15 protein-coding genes are annotated in these 16,044 nt (G+C 68.3%); 12 read left to right on the forward strand and 3 right to left on the reverse strand.

Going from position 1 to position 16,044, the window contains the following annotated elements; genetic code table 11:
- Positions 1–21: 21 nt before the first annotated feature.
- From ACYVKR_RS19560 to ACYVKR_RS19590, 7 genes are all read left to right on the forward strand, one after another.
- Complete coding sequence (locus tag ACYVKR_RS19560) at positions 22–324, forward strand: lysozyme inhibitor LprI family protein (RefSeq protein WP_460482628.1); 303 nt, start codon at positions 22–24, stop codon at positions 322–324.
- Between the two features lie 74 nt (positions 325–398).
- Positions 399–1,565 carry an acyl-CoA dehydrogenase family protein gene (locus ACYVKR_RS19565; RefSeq protein ID WP_460482629.1) on the forward strand — a complete coding sequence of 389 codons (1,167 nt, stop codon included), beginning with the start codon at positions 399–401 and terminating at the stop codon, positions 1,563–1,565.
- Between the two features lie 7 nt (positions 1,566–1,572).
- Positions 1,573–2,004 carry a TfoX/Sxy family protein gene (locus tag ACYVKR_RS19570; RefSeq protein ID WP_460482630.1) on the forward strand — a complete coding sequence of 144 codons (432 nt, stop codon included), beginning with the start codon at positions 1,573–1,575 and terminating at the stop codon, positions 2,002–2,004.
- A 13-nt stretch (positions 2,005–2,017) separates the two neighbouring features.
- Positions 2,018–2,437: a DUF488 domain-containing protein gene (locus ACYVKR_RS19575; protein WP_460482631.1), complete on the forward strand. Its 420-nt coding sequence runs from the start codon at positions 2,018–2,020 to the stop codon at positions 2,435–2,437.
- 94 nt (positions 2,438–2,531) lie between these two features.
- A complete protein-coding gene (gene mmsB, locus ACYVKR_RS19580; RefSeq protein ID WP_460482632.1) occupies positions 2,532–3,425 on the forward strand; it encodes an HIBADH family dehydrogenase in 894 nt (297 codons plus the stop codon).
- 2 nt (positions 3,426–3,427) lie between these two features.
- Complete coding sequence (locus ACYVKR_RS19585) at positions 3,428–3,823, forward strand: DUF3224 domain-containing protein (RefSeq protein WP_460482633.1); 396 nt, start codon at positions 3,428–3,430, stop codon at positions 3,821–3,823.
- A 45-nt stretch (positions 3,824–3,868) separates the two neighbouring features.
- Positions 3,869–4,363, forward strand: coding sequence for a DUF4440 domain-containing protein (locus ACYVKR_RS19590; RefSeq protein WP_460482634.1), 495 nt, complete (start codon positions 3,869–3,871; stop codon positions 4,361–4,363).
- 282 nt (positions 4,364–4,645) lie between these two features.
- On the opposite strand, the gene ACYVKR_RS19595 is transcribed toward ACYVKR_RS19590, so the two are convergent.
- On the reverse strand, positions 4,646–6,790 hold the full coding sequence (locus ACYVKR_RS19595; protein ID WP_460482635.1) for a xanthine dehydrogenase family protein molybdopterin-binding subunit: 2,145 nt from the start codon (positions 6,788–6,790) through the stop codon (positions 4,646–4,648).
- Positions 6,791–6,803: 13 nt separating this feature from the next.
- Entirely contained in the window at positions 6,804–7,247 is a 444-nt protein-coding gene (locus ACYVKR_RS19600) for a (2Fe-2S)-binding protein (protein WP_460482762.1), read from the reverse strand.
- A 200-nt stretch (positions 7,248–7,447) separates the two neighbouring features.
- Between ACYVKR_RS19600 and imuA the strand changes: the two genes are divergently transcribed.
- The 5 genes from imuA (at position 7,448) to ACYVKR_RS19625 (ending at position 15,147) form a co-directional block, all read left to right on the forward strand.
- Positions 7,448–8,245, forward strand: coding sequence for a translesion DNA synthesis-associated protein ImuA (gene imuA, locus ACYVKR_RS19605; protein WP_460482636.1), 798 nt, complete (start codon positions 7,448–7,450; stop codon positions 8,243–8,245).
- Positions 8,187–9,557 (forward strand): Y-family DNA polymerase, encoded by a 1,371-nt coding sequence (locus ACYVKR_RS19610; protein WP_460482637.1) that lies wholly within the window; start codon positions 8,187–8,189, stop codon positions 9,555–9,557. Before imuA ends, ACYVKR_RS19610 begins: the two co-directional genes overlap by 59 nt.
- A gap of 9 nt (positions 9,558–9,566) precedes the next feature.
- The gene (locus ACYVKR_RS19615; RefSeq protein WP_460482638.1) at positions 9,567–12,701 is read left to right on the forward strand and encodes an error-prone DNA polymerase; all 3,135 of its coding nucleotides are present in this window, start codon (positions 9,567–9,569) and stop codon (positions 12,699–12,701) included.
- 207 nt (positions 12,702–12,908) lie between these two features.
- Positions 12,909–13,742: a hypothetical protein gene (locus ACYVKR_RS19620; RefSeq protein ID WP_460482639.1), complete on the forward strand. Its 834-nt coding sequence runs from the start codon at positions 12,909–12,911 to the stop codon at positions 13,740–13,742.
- A 202-nt stretch (positions 13,743–13,944) separates the two neighbouring features.
- The gene (locus ACYVKR_RS19625; RefSeq protein ID WP_460482640.1) at positions 13,945–15,147 is read left to right on the forward strand and encodes an ABC transporter substrate-binding protein; all 1,203 of its coding nucleotides are present in this window, start codon (positions 13,945–13,947) and stop codon (positions 15,145–15,147) included.
- Between the two features lie 63 nt (positions 15,148–15,210).
- Here ACYVKR_RS19625 and ACYVKR_RS19630 read toward each other — a convergent pair whose 3' ends face one another.
- Positions 15,211–15,876 carry a nitroreductase gene (locus ACYVKR_RS19630; protein ID WP_460482641.1) on the reverse strand — a complete coding sequence of 222 codons (666 nt, stop codon included), beginning with the start codon at positions 15,874–15,876 and terminating at the stop codon, positions 15,211–15,213.
- Positions 15,877–16,044: the final 168 nt, after the last annotated feature.

Genomic DNA, 16,044 nt, shown 5'->3' on the forward strand with positions numbered 1-16,044 from the left:
GCCCAGGCAGGAGCAGCCTGTGTGCCCGATGGCACGGTGCAGCAGACCAATGCCTGCGCCGTCAAGGATTTTCAGCAGGCCGACGCCAACCACCAGATCCTCTACGGCGACGTGATGCGCAGCCTGGCCGCGCCGCAGCGCACCGCGCTGCGCAAGGACCAGGGCGAATGGACGCGCCACCGCATCCAGCACTGCAAGCAGGCGCAGGCCGCCTTCGAGGCCCAGCCCGACTGGCCGCGCCGCTACCACGAATGCCTGGTCCGGCAAACCCAGGCCCGCGACGGCGTGCTTCGGCAATGGCCGCAGCGCGGTGCGCCGCAATGACTATGCATTCCATAGCTATCAGCGCTTTACCCATAAGCCTTTGAAGCCAATCAGAACAACAAAGGAGAGACACCATGGACTTTGAACTGACCCAAGATCAGCACGCCTTCGCCGACACCGCCCGCGCCTTCGCCCAGGCCGAGCTGGCGCCGCACGCCGCCGAGTGGGACCGCGCCGGCCTCTTTCCGCGCGAGGCCATCGCCAAGGCCGGCGAGCTGGGCTTCTGCGGCCTGTATGCGCCCGAGCGCATAGGCGGCCTGCAGCTGCCCCGGCTTGACGCCACCCTGGTCTTCGAGGAAATGGCCGCGGTCGACCCCAGCACCACGGCCTTCATCACCATCCACAACATGGCCACCTGGATGCTCGGCACCTGGGGCGGCGACGAGGTGTGCGCCGAATGGGGCGAGGCGCTGACCAGCGGGCGCAAGCTCGCCAGCTATTGCCTGACCGAGCCCGGCGCGGGCTCGGACGCCGCCTCGCTCAAGACCCGGGCCGAGCTGGTGGGCAACGAGTATGTGATCAACGGCGCCAAGGCCTTCATCAGCGGCGCGGGCAGCACCGACGTGCTGGTGCTGATGGCGCGCACCGGCGATGCGGGCTCGGGCGCCGGCGGCATCAGCGCCTTTGCCGTGCCGGCCACGGCCGAGGGCGTGAGCTATGGCAAGAAGGAAGAGAAGATGGGCTGGAACAGCCAGCCCACCCGCGTCATCAACTTCGACAACGTGCGCATTCCCGCGCGCAACTTGCTGGGCCGCGAGGGCGAAGGCTTCAAGATCGCCATGAAGGGGCTGGACGGCGGGCGCATCAACATCGCCACCTGCTCGGTGGGCGCCGCGCAGGGCGCGCTGACCCAGGCCCAGCAGTACATGCAGGAGCGCAAGCAGTTCGGCAAGGCCATCGCCAGCTTCCAGGCGCTGCAGTTCAAGCTGGCCGACATGGCGACCGAGCTGGTCGCCGCGCGCCAGATGGTGCGCCTGGCCGCCACCAAGCTCGACGCCGGCGCGCGCGACGCCTCCACCTACTGCGCCATGGCCAAGCGCTTTGCGACCGACGCCGGCTTCATGGTCTGCAACGAGGCGCTGCAGCTGCATGGCGGCTACGGCTACATCCGCGAGTACCCGCTGGAGCGGCTGATGCGCGACGCGCGCGTGCACCAGATCCTCGAAGGCACGAACGAGATCATGCGCGTCATCATCGCGCGGCGTATGCTGGAAGGCGACGCGCCCGACGCCATCCGCTGAGCCTGCCATGCCCGCCAAGCCCCTGTCCCCCGACACCCTGCTGCTCATCGACGCGCTGCGCGAGGCGCTGGCCGCGCGCGGCGACGTGGAGGAGCGCACGCTGTTCGGCAGCTACTGCTTCTTCGTGGACGGCAAGCTGTGCCTGGGCGTCAAGCATGGCGAGCTGCTGGTACGCCTGCCGCCCGAGCGGCACCAGGAGTTCCTGGAGATGCAGAACACCCGCGAGCTCTCGCCCGACGGCGGCATGCAGGGCTATTTCTGGGTGGAGCCCAACGGCTTTGCCACGCGCGAGCACTGGCAGTTCTGGCTCCACGAGGCCCTGGCCTACAACCCGCGCGCCAAGGCATCGCCACGGCGCAAGGCGGCCGCCAAGACCGCGGCCGCACCCAAAACCGCCGCCGGCCGCAAGCGCCACAGCGTATTCGACAGCGATCTGTAGGAGACCTCTTGCCATGCCCATCCGCATCGTTCGACTCGGCACCCCGCGCAACCCCCATGAAGGCCTGCGCATAGGCACCGTGCGCCGCCCGCCGCGCGGTGTGCCCAAGGCCGAATTCGCCAGCCGCGACTACTACGACGTGTGGTACCCCGAGCTGTCGCCCGAGGTGGACACCATGAAGCTGGCGCTGGAATCGCACCACCTGCAGGACCAGGGCCAGGCCGCCGAGGCCGACAAGCTGTGGAAGCAGTTCGACAAGTTGTTCCGCAGGCAGCTGGCCGAAGCGCCGGCCAGCCGCACCCTCGATGTGCTGGCCGCGCTGTCGCGCCAGGCCGCGTTCTCGGTGGGCTGCTACTGCGAGAACGAGGCGCGCTGCCACCGCAGCATCCTGCGCAGCCTGCTCGCCGAGCGGGGCGCGGAGATCACGGACTAGATTTCAAGCAAAATTGGCCTCCAGCGCTTTATGGAAAAGCGCTAGCAGCTATCAATTCAGGACCAACCTTTTCATACCGACGGGAGACAAGCACATGCAAATCGCATTCATCGGCCTGGGCAACATGGGCGCGCCCATGGCCATCAACCTGTGCAAGGCCGGCCACCAGGTCAAGGCCTTCGACCTGTCCAAGGACGCCTGCGCCAAGGTCGCCGCCGAGGGCGCGCAGATCGCGGCCAGCGCGCAGGATGCCGTGCAAGGCGCCGAGGTCGTCATCTCCATGCTGCCCGCCAGCCAGCATGTGAAGGACCTGTACCTGGGCACCGCCAGCCAGACCGGCCTGCTGGCCAACATCGCCGAAGGCGCGCTGGTCATCGACTGCTCGACCATCGCCGCCGCCACCAGCCAGATGGTGGCCCGCGCGGCCGAGCCCACCGGCATCGCCTTCATCGACGCGCCCGTCTCGGGCGGCACCGGCGGCGCCATCGCCGGTACTCTCACCTTCATGGTCGGCGGCAAGACAGCCGACCTGGAGCGCGCGCGCCCGCTGCTCGAGAAGATGGGCAAGAACATCTTCCATGCCGGCGACGTGGGCGCGGGCCAGACCGCCAAGATCTGCAACAACATGCTGCTCGGCATCCTGATGATCGGCACCAGCGAGGCCATCGCGCTGGGCGTGGCCAATGGGCTGGACCCCAAGGTGCTGTCCGAGATCATGCGCCGCAGCTCGGGCGGCAACTGGGCACTCGAGGTCTACAACCCCTGCCCCGGCGTGCAGGAGAACTCCGCCGCCACGCGCGGCTACACCGGCGGCTTCGGCACCGACCTGATGCTCAAGGACCTGGGCCTGTCGCAAGAAAGCGCTCTGGCCGTGAAGGCCAGCACGCCGCTGGGCGGCATGGCGCGCGCGCTGTATGCCATGCATTCCATGAGCGGCAGCGGCGCGCTGGACTTCTCCAGCATCATCCAGAGCCTGCAGAAGCGCTGACCATGCCCTGGATCACCGGCACCTTCAAGGTACAGCTGCGCCCGCTGGCCACCCACGCGCAGGGCAGCGATGGCATCGGCCTCGGCCGCATGTCCATCGACAAACAGTTCCATGGCGAGCTGGAAGGCGCCAGCCAGGGCGAGATGCTCAGCGCCGGCACGCCGGTCCAGGGCTCGGCCGGCTACGTGGCCATGGAGCAGGTGCGCGGCACGCTGGCCGGGCGCAGCGGCAGCTTCGTGCTTCAGCATTTCGGCACCATGGACCGCGGCCAGCCCCGGCTGGTGCTCGAAGTGGTGGCGGATTCAGGCACCGGCGAGCTGGCCGGCCTGCGCGGCACGATGGCTATCCGCATCGAGGATGGCCAACATTTTTACGATTTCGATTACGCGCTCCCCTGAGCTATTCTGGTGTGCCCACACACCAGAAACACCAAGGAGCCCACCATGCCAGCCCTCCGAGGATTGACCCTGGCCGCAGCCTTCCTGGCCCTGGGCGGCTGCGCCGCGCAGTATGGCCAACAGGGCGATGGCGCGGCGGCCGCGCCGCCCCGTTGCCAGGCGGTTTCCGAGCCCGAGATCGCCGCGCTGTTCGACCGCTGGAATGCATCGCTGCAAACGGGTGATCCGCAGAGGGTCGGGGCCAACTACGCGCCCCGCTCCATCCTGCTGGCCACGCTGTCCAACCAGCCGCGCGTGACGGCGCAGGAGCGGGCGGAGTATTTCCACCACTTCCTGGAAAACCGCCCGTCGGGCACCGTCACCCAGCGCCACATCGACATCGGCTGCAACATGGCCGTCGATTCCGGCCTCTACACCTTCCGCTTCGCCAAGACCGGGGCGGTGGCGCAGGCCCGCTACACCTACGCCTACCGCTGGGACGGCGCGCAGTGGCTGATCATCAGCCACCACTCGTCGCTGATGCCGGAACCTAAATCCTAGGGCCTGTTCACCTAAAACTGGGAGATGCGTTGCCCCGCCGTGGGGATGAATGCGCGAAGCCCGGTATTCCCCATAGCCGTAGCTATGGGGAATACCGGGCGACAAAGCAGGCGCCCCACGGCGGGGCAACCCGCAGGGAAGGACGAATGCCGACCTGGGCGGCCCCGGCGGATCGCGGTGTTGCGCTACCCAGCCCATAGCTACGGCTATGAGCTGGGCACCGCGTCTAGCACTGCATCCCGGCATTCATCCTTCGCACTCCCATTTTTAGGTGAACAGGCCCTAGGCCAGCGCATAGCCATGGCGCGACAGCGGCAGCGAACGCAGCCGCTCGCCCGTGGCGGCGAACAGCGCATTGGCCAGCGCCGGCGCCAGCGGCGGCACGCCCGATTCGCCCACGCCGCCGATCTTCGCGCCGCTCTCGATCAACTCGGTCTCGATGGGCGGCGTCTGCGCCAGGTGCAGCATGGGGTAGTCGTGGAAGTTGGACTGCAGCACCTTGCCCTGCTCGATACCGATCTCGCCGAAGGCCGCGGCCGTCAGGCCCCAGATGGTCGCACCCTCCAGTTGGCGCTGCACCGTGGCCGGGTTGATGACGGTGCCGCAGTCCACGGCGCAGACCACGCGGTGGATGGTGATGCGTTTGTCCTGCACCGACAGCTCCACCGCCGTGCCGCAGATCGAGCCCCAGGCCTCGGACAAGGCCAGGCCCAGGTGGCGGCCCGAGCTTGCTTTCCCCCAGCCCGCGCGGCCGGCCAGGCGCCGCAGCAGTTCGGCATGGCGGGGCTGGTCCTTGAGCAGCGCCAGGCGAAAGTCCAGCGGATCGCGCTTGGCCTGGTGGGCCAGCTCGTCGACAAAGCTCTCGAAGAAGAAGCAGTTCTGCGTATAGCCCACGCCGCGCCAGAAGCCCGCCGGTATGGCGCTGTTGACCATGGCGTAGCGCACGCCGAAATGCGGCAGCGCATAGGGAACGTCCACCACGCCTTCCACGGATTTCGGGTCCACGCCGTTCTTCACCCGGTCGGGAAAGTTGCGGATGTAGATGGACGAGCAGGCCAGCCGGGCCTCCAGCGCCTGCACGCTGCCGCCCTCGCCCAGCACGGCCGCAAAGCGTGCGGCGGCCGCAGGCCGGTAGAAGTCCTGCTGGATGTCTTCCTCGCGCGACCAGATCAGCTTGACCGGGCGCTTGGCAGCCTGAGAGGCCAGCGCCGCCTGGATGAAGATGTCGAACTCCTCGCGCCGCCCGAAGCCCCCGCCCACGAAGGTGGAGTGCACGGTGATGCGCTCGGCGGGCAGCCCCAGGTGTGGCGCCAGGCGCTCGGCGATCTCGCCGCAGACCTGGGTGGGGCCCCAGATCTCGGCGCGGTCGGCGCGCACGTCGGCGGTGGCGTTGATGGGCTCCATGGTCGCATGGGCCAGGTACGGTACCTCGTACTCGGCCTCCACGCGCTGTGCGCTCTGGCGCAGCGCGGCCTCAGGGTCGCCATTGCGCTTGGCCACGGTATCGGTCTGCGCCGCGGCGCTGCGCAACTGGGCCAGCATGGCCTTGCTGTCCACCAGCGGGCCTTCGGGCAGTTGCCAGTCGAGCTGCAGCTTGGCCAGACCCTGCTTGGCCGGCCAGTAGCTTTCGCCCAGCACGGCCACGGCACTGCCGGCCAAAGGCACAACCTTGTGCACGCCCTTGACCGCCAGCGCGGGCTTGCCGTCGAAAGACTTGAGCTTGCCGCCCCGCACCGGGCAGGCAGCCACCGTGCCTATGAGCATGCCGGGCACTTTCACATCCACGCCGAAGACCGCGCTGCCATTGGTCTTGAGCGGAATGTCCAGCCGCTGCACCGGCTGGCCGATAAGCTGCCATTCGGGCTTGGCCTTGAGCGCGATCTTGGCCACGTCGGGCCGGGGCAGCTGAGCGGCCCTGGGCGCCAGCTCGCCATAGCCCAGGCTGCGGCCGCTGGCGCCATGCAGCACGCGGCCGCGCACGGCGGTGCATTCGGCGGCATTGACCTGCCACTCGCGCGCGGCGGCCTCCACCAGCATCAGGCGCGCGGCGGCACCAATGCGGCGCAGCGGCTCGAAGGACCAGCGCGACGAGGTGCTGCTGGCCGTGGCCTGCACCTTGAACATGCGGTTGGCATAGACCGGGTCGGTGGGCGCGATCTGCGCGCGCACCTGGCGCCAGTCGCATTCCAGCTCCTCGGCGATCAGCATGGGCGCCGAGGTGTAGACGCCCTGCCCGATCTCGGCCGAGGGCACCATGATGGTGACCGTGCCGTCGGGCGCGATGCGCAGCCAGGCGTTGACGTCGTCCGGGTCGCGAGCCGGCTGGCCCTTGGCCGCGGCAATCGGCATCTTGAAGCCCAGCACCAGGCTGGCGGCCGCACCACCGGCCTTGAGGAAGTCGCGGCGATCCACTTGCAATGCTTGCATGATGGCGCCCTCCTCAAGCCTTGGAGGCGCGCAAAATGGCGCGCTCCACCCGGGGATAGGTGCCGCAGCGGCACACATTGGTCATGGCCTCGGCGATGTCGGCCTTGCTGGGCTGGGGCTTGTCCTTGAGCAGCGCGGCCGCGGCCATGAGCATGCCGGACTGGCAGTAGCCGCACTGCGGCACCTGCTCGGCGATCCAGGCCTGCTGCACGGGGTGGGAGTTGTCGCTGGACAGCCCTTCGATGGTTGTGATGCGGCCCTTGGCCACGGCAGACACGGGGGTGATGCACGAGCGCAGGGCCTTGCCGTCCACATGCACCGTGCAGGCGCCGCACAGGCCCGCTCCGCAACCGAACTTGGTGCCAGTGAAACCCAGGTAGTCCCGCAGAACCCACAGCAACGGCGTGTCCGCCGCCACATCCAGACGGCGCGAGCGCCCATTTACGTTCAAGGTAATCATGCAATCCTCGACGGATCGTGAGAGCTGTTGCCGCTCTCCAAGTGGGGCGCCTCGCATTGAACAACAATGAAGCACACGCCGCGCAATGTAGGGGTGCAGCGCCGATCTGTCAAAGCCGGGAAATAACCCAGAGCCGGGCCGCCATATTGGTGTTAATGGGCTTTTGATGCATACTGTATATATAAACAGCATTCGCCATGCCACACCACCACGCCACCTCTCCTGCCGCACAGGCCCACGCCCGGCTGCCGCCGTCGGTGGCCGCCGCCGTCTGGCCGGGCGCGGGCATGGCGCAGTCGCGGATCAGCGCCATCCCCACGGGCTGGCCGGCGCTGGACCAGGCCCTGCCGGGCGGCGGCTGGCCCACGCACGGGCTGACCGAGCTGCTGCCGCAGCAGTGGGGTACGGTGGAGTGGCGCCTGACCGCGCACGCGCTGCAGGCCGGCAGCCCGGACCTGCCCATCGCCGTGCTGGGCGCGCCGCATCCGCCGCATGCCCCGGGCCTGGCGCAATCGGGCATCGCGGCCCGCCAGCTGGTCTGGGTGAACCCGGCCTGCGCGGCGGACCTGCTCTGGGCCACCGAGCAGCTCATCAACGCCAATGCGGCGGGCGCCGTCGTCGCCTGGCTGCGCGAGGCGCGGCCCGAGCAGATCCGCCGCCTGCAGATCGCCGCGCACCGCTTCGACGGGCTGGTCTTCCTGGTGCGCCCCGCCCTGGCCTGCCATGCGGCCACGGCCGCGCCGCTGCGCCTGCAGGTGGCACACGCGCCGGACTGGGCCTTGCAGGTGCGCATCCTCAAGCGCCGCGGCCCGGCGCTGGACGAAGCCCTGCGTCTGCCCGCCGTGCCGCCCGCGCTGACGGGGCTGCTCACGCCCCGCATGCTGCATTACAGCGGGCGCCTGGCGCCGCCCGACACTTTTCCCCGCAAGGTTCCGCATGCCGTCCCTGCTCTGGGCAGCCCTGCTCCCGCCGCCGCCGAGCCCGCCTGGCACTGAGGGCGGCGACGCCACCAGCCAGCCCTCGCAGGGCCTGGCCTGGTGGTGCCTGCAGTTCACGCCGCGCGTCGCTACGCCGCGCGTCGCACTGGTGCCTGGAGCCGTCGTGATGGAACTGTCCGCCTCCGCGCGCCTGTTCGGCGGCACGCGGGCGCTGGCGGCCCGCATCCGCGCCGAAAGCGAGCTGCTGGGCGTGCAGGCATTGGCCTGGGCGCCCACCAGCCTGGCGGCGATGGCGCTGGCGCGCTGCGGCCAGCGCAATGGGTTTGCCCAGCCGCTGGCGCAGCTGCTGGATGCGCTGCCCTTGTCGGCGCTCGACGCCACGCAAGCCCATGCGCCCACGCTGGCACGCCTGGGCTGCGCCACGCTGGGGCAGGTGCGCGCGCTGCCGCGCAGCGGCGTGGTGCGCCGCTTCGGCAAGGCGCTGCTGGTGGCGCTGGACCAGGCCTATGGCCTGCAGCCCGAGGCCCACGACTGGATCGCGCTGCCCGCGCAGTTCCATGCACGGCTGGAGCTGCTCCACCGCGCCGACACCACCGCGCACATCCTGCACGGCGCCGGGCTGCTGCTGCGCCAGATGTGCGGCTGGCTGGCAGCGCACCGCGCGGGTGTCACCCAATTCACGCTGCGCTGGCGCCACGATGCGCTGCGCAGCAGCGCCGCCGCGGCCGGCGGCGAACTCGGCATCCGCACCGCCGCATCCACCCGGCAGTTCGACCACCTGCAGCGCCTGCTGCAAGAGCACCTGGCCCATGTGGTGCTCGAGGCCCCGGTGATCGAGCTGGAGCTGCTCGCCCCCGAGCCGCAGCCGCTTGCGGAAAGCGCCGCCGACCTGCTGCCCGACCCCGCCCGGCGCCACGAAAACCTGCCCCAGGTGCTGGAGCGCATCGCCGCCCGGCTGGGCGCCAGCCAGGTGCTGCGCCCAGTGCTGTACGACGACCACCGCCCCGAATGGCAGGCGCGCTGGCAGCCGGCGGGCGAGCCGCTGCCGGCGGCCGAGGCGCCGCTGCCCACCTCGGCCCAGCCCAGCTTTCTGCTGGAGCAGCCGCTGCCGCTGGCGCAAGACAAGCAGGGCCTTCCCCTGTACCAGGGCCCGCTGCAGCTGGTGGTGGGTCCGCAGCGGCTGGAAGGCGGCTGGTGGCACCGCAGCCCAGACTTTGCCCTGCCCGGCGAGCCGGCGCAGCAGACCGCGCACAACGCCGTGCGCGACTACTGGATCGCCGCCAGTGCGCATGCGGGCCTGCTGTGGATCTACCAGACCCGGCTGGAGGGCGAGCAAGGCGCCTGGTTCCTGCACGGCATCTTCGCCTGAGGCGCCGCCATGGCTGACATCCTCCCCGCCTACGCCGAACTCTGGTGCCTGAGCAACTTCAGCTTTCTGCGCGGCGCCAGCCATCCGCACGAGCTGGTGGCGCGCGCCGCCCAGCAGGGCTATCAGGCGCTGGCGCTGACCGACGAATGCTCGATGGCTGGCGTGGTGCGCGCCCATGTGGCGGCCAAGGAGCACCAACTGCCGCTGCTGGTGGGCACGCAGTTCGCGGTGCGGCCGGTCTGCGGCGGTGCGCCCTTCACGCTGGTGGCGCTGGCCTGCAACCTGCGCGGCTACGGCAACCTGTGCGCGCTGATCACCAAGTTAAGAAGAAAATCGCCTAAAGGCCAATATCAGCTTGCGCAAGCAGCTATACAAAAAAGAGCATTCGAGGATTGCGTGGTGCTCGTCGCCCCCGACCGCGATGCCGGCAGCAGCGACGCGCAACTGCAGTCCCTGGCCCGCTGGATGCGTGCGCTGTTCGGCCAGCGCTGCTGGATTGCCGCGCACCAGGCCTGCCGGCTCGACGACGAGATGTGGCTGGCCCGCCTGCAGTGCATGGGCGAGCCCGAGGGCATTCCGCTGGTGGCGGCGGGCGACGTGCACATGCACGTGCGTTCGCGCAAGCCGCTGCAGGACGTGCTCACCGCCACACGCACCGGCCAGCCCCTCAGCGCCTGCGGCCATGCGCTGCAGCCCAATGCCGAACTGCACCTGCGCCACCGGCTGCGGCTGGCGCAGCTCTACCCGCCCGAGCTGCTGGCCCAGACCCTGGTGGTGGCCAGCCATTGCCATTTCTCGCTGGACGAACTGCGCTACCAGTACCCCGACGAGGTCGTGCCCGCGGGCGAGACACCCATCGCCTACCTGCGCCGCGTCACCTACGAAGGCGCGGCCCGGCGCTGGAGTGGCGGCATCAACGCCGAGATGCAGGAACGCCTCGAAAAAGAGCTCGGGCTGATCGCCGAGCTGCGCTACGAGCACTACTTCCTGACGGTGTACGACATCGTGCACTTCGCGCGCAGCCAGCGCATCCTGTGCCAGGGCCGGGGCTCGGCCGCGAACTCGGTGGTCTGCTACTGCCTGGGCGTGACCGAGGTTAATCCTGCGCAGACCACCTTGCTGTTCGAGCGCTTTCTCAGCAAGGAGCGCGACGAACCGCCGGACATCGACATCGACTTCGAGCACGAGCGGCGCGAGGAAGTCATTCAGTATCTCTACGAGAAATACGGCCGCCACCGCGCCGCGCTCACCGCCGTGGTCATCAGCTACCGCAGCAAGTCCGCCATCCGCGACGTGGGCAAGGCGCTGGGCTTTGCGCCCGCCGCGATCGACCAGCTGTGCAAGAGCCGCTACTGGTGGGATGGCGACGCCATTGCCGCCGAGGCGCTGGCCGGCGCCGGCCTGCACCCGGACGACCTGGCCGTACGCCAGCTGCAGGAGCTGACGCAGGCGCTCATCGGTTTTCCGCGCCATTTGTCGCAGCACGTGGGGGGCTTCGTGCTCACGCGCGGGCCGCTGTCGCGCATGGTGCCGGTCGAGCGCGCGGCCATGGACAAGCGCACCGTCATCGAATGGGACAAGGACGACCTCGACGCCATGGGCCTGCTGAAGGTGGACGTTCTCTCGCTGGGCATGCTGACCGCGCTGCGCAAGGCTCTGGCCCTGGTCAACCAGAGCCGCGGCGAAGCGCTGGCGCTGCAGGACATACCGCCAGAAGACCCGGCCACCTACGACATGATCTGCGAGGCCGACACCCTGGGCACCTTCCAGGTCGAAAGCCGTGCGCAGATGAGCATGCTGCCGCGCCTGCGCCCCCGCAGCTACTACGACCTGGTGGTGCAGGTGGCCATCGTGCGGCCCGGCCCCATCCAGGGCGGCATGGTCCACCCCTACCTGCGCCGCCGCCAAGGGCTGGAGCCGATCCATTACGAAAACGACGACCTCAAGCCTGCCTTGAAGCGCACGCTGGGCGTGCCCATCTTCCAGGAGCAGGTGATGCAGATCGCCATGCTGGCCGCCAATTTCACGCCCGGAGAAGCCGACCAGCTGCGCCGCGCCATGGCCGCGTGGAAGCGCCACGGCGATCTGGCCCCTTTCCGGCAAAAGCTCATCGACGGCATGCTGGCCAACCATTACCCCCTCAAATTTGCCGAATCGATCTTCGAGCAGATCAAGGGCTTCGCCAGCTACGGCTTTCCCGAGAGCCATGCGGCCAGCTTCGCCATCCTCGTCTACTACAGCTGCTGGCTCAAGCGCCACCACCCGGCCGAGTTTCTGGCCGCCATGCTCAACAGCCAGCCGCTGGGCTTCTACAGCGCCAGCCAGCTGGTGCAGGATGCGCGCCGCCATGGCGTCGAAGTGCGGCCGGTGGACGTGCTGTGCAGCGACATCGATTGCACGCTAGAAGACCTGCCGGACCGGCATTCGCCGTCGGCCAGGCCCGCGGTGCGCCTGGGCCTGCGCCTGGTGGATCAATTGCCAAAATCGGCTGCAGCGCGCATCGTACAAGCGCGAGCAGCTATGCTTTTCGATAGTACCCAGGACCTGGCCCTGCGCGCCCGGCTGCCGCAGCGCGAGCTCAGGCTGCTGGCCGCCGCCGATGCGCTGGCCAGCCTCGAGGGCCACCGCCGCAACCAGCTCTGGCAGGCCACCGGCCACGAGCGCCCGTCCGCGCTGCTGCAAGCCGCGCCCATCGAGGAAAACTTGTTCGAGCTGCCGCCCGCACCCGAGGGCGAGGACATCCACTGGGACTACGCCGCCCTCGGCCTCACGCTGCGCCGCCACCCGCTGGCGCTGCTGCGGCCCCGGCTGGCGCAGCGGCACGTGCACACCGCCGCCAGCCTGCGCCAGGTGCCCGACGGCCACTGGGTGCGCTGCTGCGGCATCGTCATGCTGCGCCAGCAGCCCGGCACCGCCAAGGGCACGGTCTTCGTCAGCCTCGAGGACGAGACCGGTGTGGTCCAGGTCATCTGCTGGCCAAAGATCCGCGACACCCAGCGCGCCGCGCTGGTGCAGTCGCAGCTGCTGCTGGTGGACGGCCGCTGGCAGCGCGAAGGCCATGCCTGCAACCTCATCGCCCGCCGCCTCACCGACCTGAGCCCCTGGCTGGACGGGCTGTGGACGCGCAGCCGCGATTTTCACTAGGCGCAGCCCCTGCCCTCGCCCATCCTGGCAACCCTGGTGGGCCATAACCACCCGGAATTTTCATGCCTGTCAAGTGCAAATATGTTTCAACTATCGGATTTGTCATTCTTTCAAATCCAACAATTGGATAGACTTGTTACGTAAATTCTTTATGAAGGAGACGTAATGAAAATGAAGTGGTTGGCTGCATTGGGAGCCGTAGCGTGCATGTCTGCACAGGCCTTCACGCCTTTGGCGGGGACCTGGGTCATCGACCAGGAATTGAACGGCAAGCCGGGCCGGGGTTTGGCCATCGACGTGCAGAACGGCACGGTGGTGATGCAGATCTACGCCTACGACAAGAACGGCCAGCCGACCTTCTACATGGGCAGCAGCTCCAACATGGCGGCCTCCATGGCCGTGGTGCCGCTCAAGCAATACCAGGGCGGGCGCTACCTGGGCAGCGGCGACCGCTCGGCCACCGAGAGTGCGTCGGTGGGCGATGCGATCCTCAACTTCAGCAGCGCCACCAAGGGCACGATCAAGCTGCCGGGCGAGACGGAAGTGGCCATGTCGCGCTTCGAATTCGGCTATGCCCCCGGCAGGCCGGAGAGCCTGCTCGGCACCTGGGTGTTGACGAGCGTTGGCAAGACCTCGGCCTATGACTTTGTGGAATGGGCCCCGCTGAGCGAGACGGGCCCGGCCACCCCCGATGGATCGGGCACGGTGTGGACCAAAGACTTTTCCATCGGTTGCGAACAGAAAACCTCCGGCGGTCTGGCAGGAACCACGTTCTGCGCCATCTTCAGCGGCGATGCGATTGTGCGCGCCCATTCATTCCCGTGGGCCATCCACGATGGAGAGGGCAGCGTGTACGACCGCAGCGGCAATTTCCTCGGCGTCTCGCTGGCCAAGCGCATCCGGGATGACAAGGGAACGTCGGTGGGATTCCTGAGATCGGCGCCCGCAGAGTCGTCCGCGCCCTCCAAGGCAGAAAGCGCCGAGCAGGACGCACGCCTGCGCGCTTTCGAGCAGGCCAGCCAGCAAGTCGGCGCACCCTGATGGCCCGCCTCTGACCCGCTGACACCACCCAGGCTGCGCCGGTATGCCAGCAGTCCGGGGGTGTCGGCAGCGCAGGAGTGTCACAAGCGCCCGGAGCATGTTTACGCGCCCCGGCCCTTGCAGGTTTTCTCTCTTGCGCTATCGATTTTTTTAGCAGTAGGCTTGCCGTGGCACATACAACACTGCACAAGGAGCCTTCTGCATGCCTTTCGCCTTCACCCGAACCCCTCTTGCCGCCCTCGCGCTGGCCGCGCTTGGCGCCGCCGGCCTGGCCCATGCGCAGGAACCCGTGCGCCTGGGCTTCCTGACCGACATGTCCAGCCAGTATTCCGACGGCGACGGCAAGGGCGGCGTCGCTGCCATCCAGATGGCGATCGAGGATTTTGGCGGCAAGCTCCTGGGCCGGCCCATCGAGCTGATCACGGCCGACCACCAGAACAAGGCCGACATCGCCTCCACCAAGTCGCGCGAATGGGTGGACCAGCAGGACGTGCAACTGCTGATCGCCGGCACCAACACCGCCACCACACTGGCCATGGGCCAGGTGGCCAACGAGAAGAAGCGCGTGATGCTCATCAATGGCGCGTACTCGTCGGGGCTCACCGGCGACAAATGCTCGCCCTACTGGGTGCACTACAACTCCGACACCACCGCGATTGCCCGCGGCACCGGCCGCGCCGTGCTGGAGCAAGGCGGCAAGACCTGGGCCCTGCTCACGGCTGACTACACCTTCGGCCACACGCTCGAGGCCGACCTGACCAAGGTGGTCACCGCCGGCGGCGGCCAGGTCATCAAGTCCATCCGTGCGCCCTTCCATGCCAGCGACTTCTCGTCCTACCTGGTGCAAGTGCAGGCCACCAAGGCCGAGATCCTGGGCCTGGCCAACGCGGGCGGTGACTTCATGAACTCGCTCAAGGCCGCCAAGGAATTCGGCATCACCCCCAAGATGAAGGCCGTGGCGCTGATGGTCTTCGCCAACGAGGTGGAAAGCCTGGGCCTCAAGCAGGCCGGCGGCCTGATGTTCACCGACAGCTGGTACTGGGACCGCACGCCCGACGCCCGCAAGTGGACCGACCGCTACTACGCCCGCACCAAGAAGATGCCCACCTCGCTGCACGCTTCGGACTACTCCTCGGTCATGACCTACCTCAAGACCGCCGAGCGCATCCAGAGCCTGGATGCCGACAAGGTCATGGCCGCGCTCAAGTCGCAGCCGCTCGACGACATGTTCGGCAAGGGCATGATCCAGCCCAACGGCCGCTATGTGCACGACATGTACTTGCTGCAGGTGAAGACACCGCAGGAATCCAAGGGCCGGCACGATTTCTTCAAGCTCGTGAAGGCCCTGCCCGGCGACCAGGTCTTTGCCACCAAGGCCGAGGCCCAGTGCCCGCTGTGGAAGTAGCCCCGGGCACCGCGCCCATGAAAAAAGCAGCGCCACGGCGCTGCTTTTTGCTGGCCGGCCTCTTTAGAAGCCGCGCATCTGCGCCCACTCTTCCCACGGCGCGCGGTCGGAGCGCAGCGCGTTGATCGGCGCCTCCAGGTCCTCGTAGCCCAGCGCAATGCCGAAGGCCACGCGGTACGGCTCGGGCACCTTCAGCGTGCGCTCCACCGCATCGCCAAAGCGGCGCCAGTAGCCCTGCGCACAGGTGGCCATGCCGCGCTCGGTGGCCAGCAGCATGAATGACTGCAGGTAGATGCCCAAATCCACCCACTGCGGATGCACCATGCGCTCGTCCACCAGCACGATCAGCCCCACCGGCGCGCCAAAGAAGCGGCCGTTCTTCGCCACCTGCTCCAGGCGCGCGGCCCTGTTGTCGCGCGGGATGTCGATGGTGCGGTACAGATCCTCGCCGTTCTTGTAGCGGCGGCTGCGGTACGGATCCCACAGGCTGGACGGGTAGGATGCGCTGGCCGGCAGATCGTCGCCCGGCACCGACTGCGCCACGGCATCGATGAACTCCTGCAGCGGCTCGCCCGTCAACGCCACCACGCGCCAGGGCTGCACATTGCCGCCTGACGCCGCTGCCTGCGCGGCATCGGCCATCAGGCCTTGTACCTGCTCCTTGGTAGGCACACGGGGCAAAAAGGCGCGCACCGAGCGGCGTGCGAGCATGGCTTCGGAAACATTCATCACAGGGTTCTCCAGGAAATTCGGCACGCCATGGACGAGCGCCATGTCCAGCCATTGCGCGGCAGTGTAGAACAGCGCGGCGGGAAGCACTGACGCCTGGGCGGCACTTTCGGTGGGAACGGAATGGAAGGCCGCTCGACAAGCACTCGCCACCATCGATGTTTGGCC

Source organism: Comamonas humi, assembly GCF_054782535.1.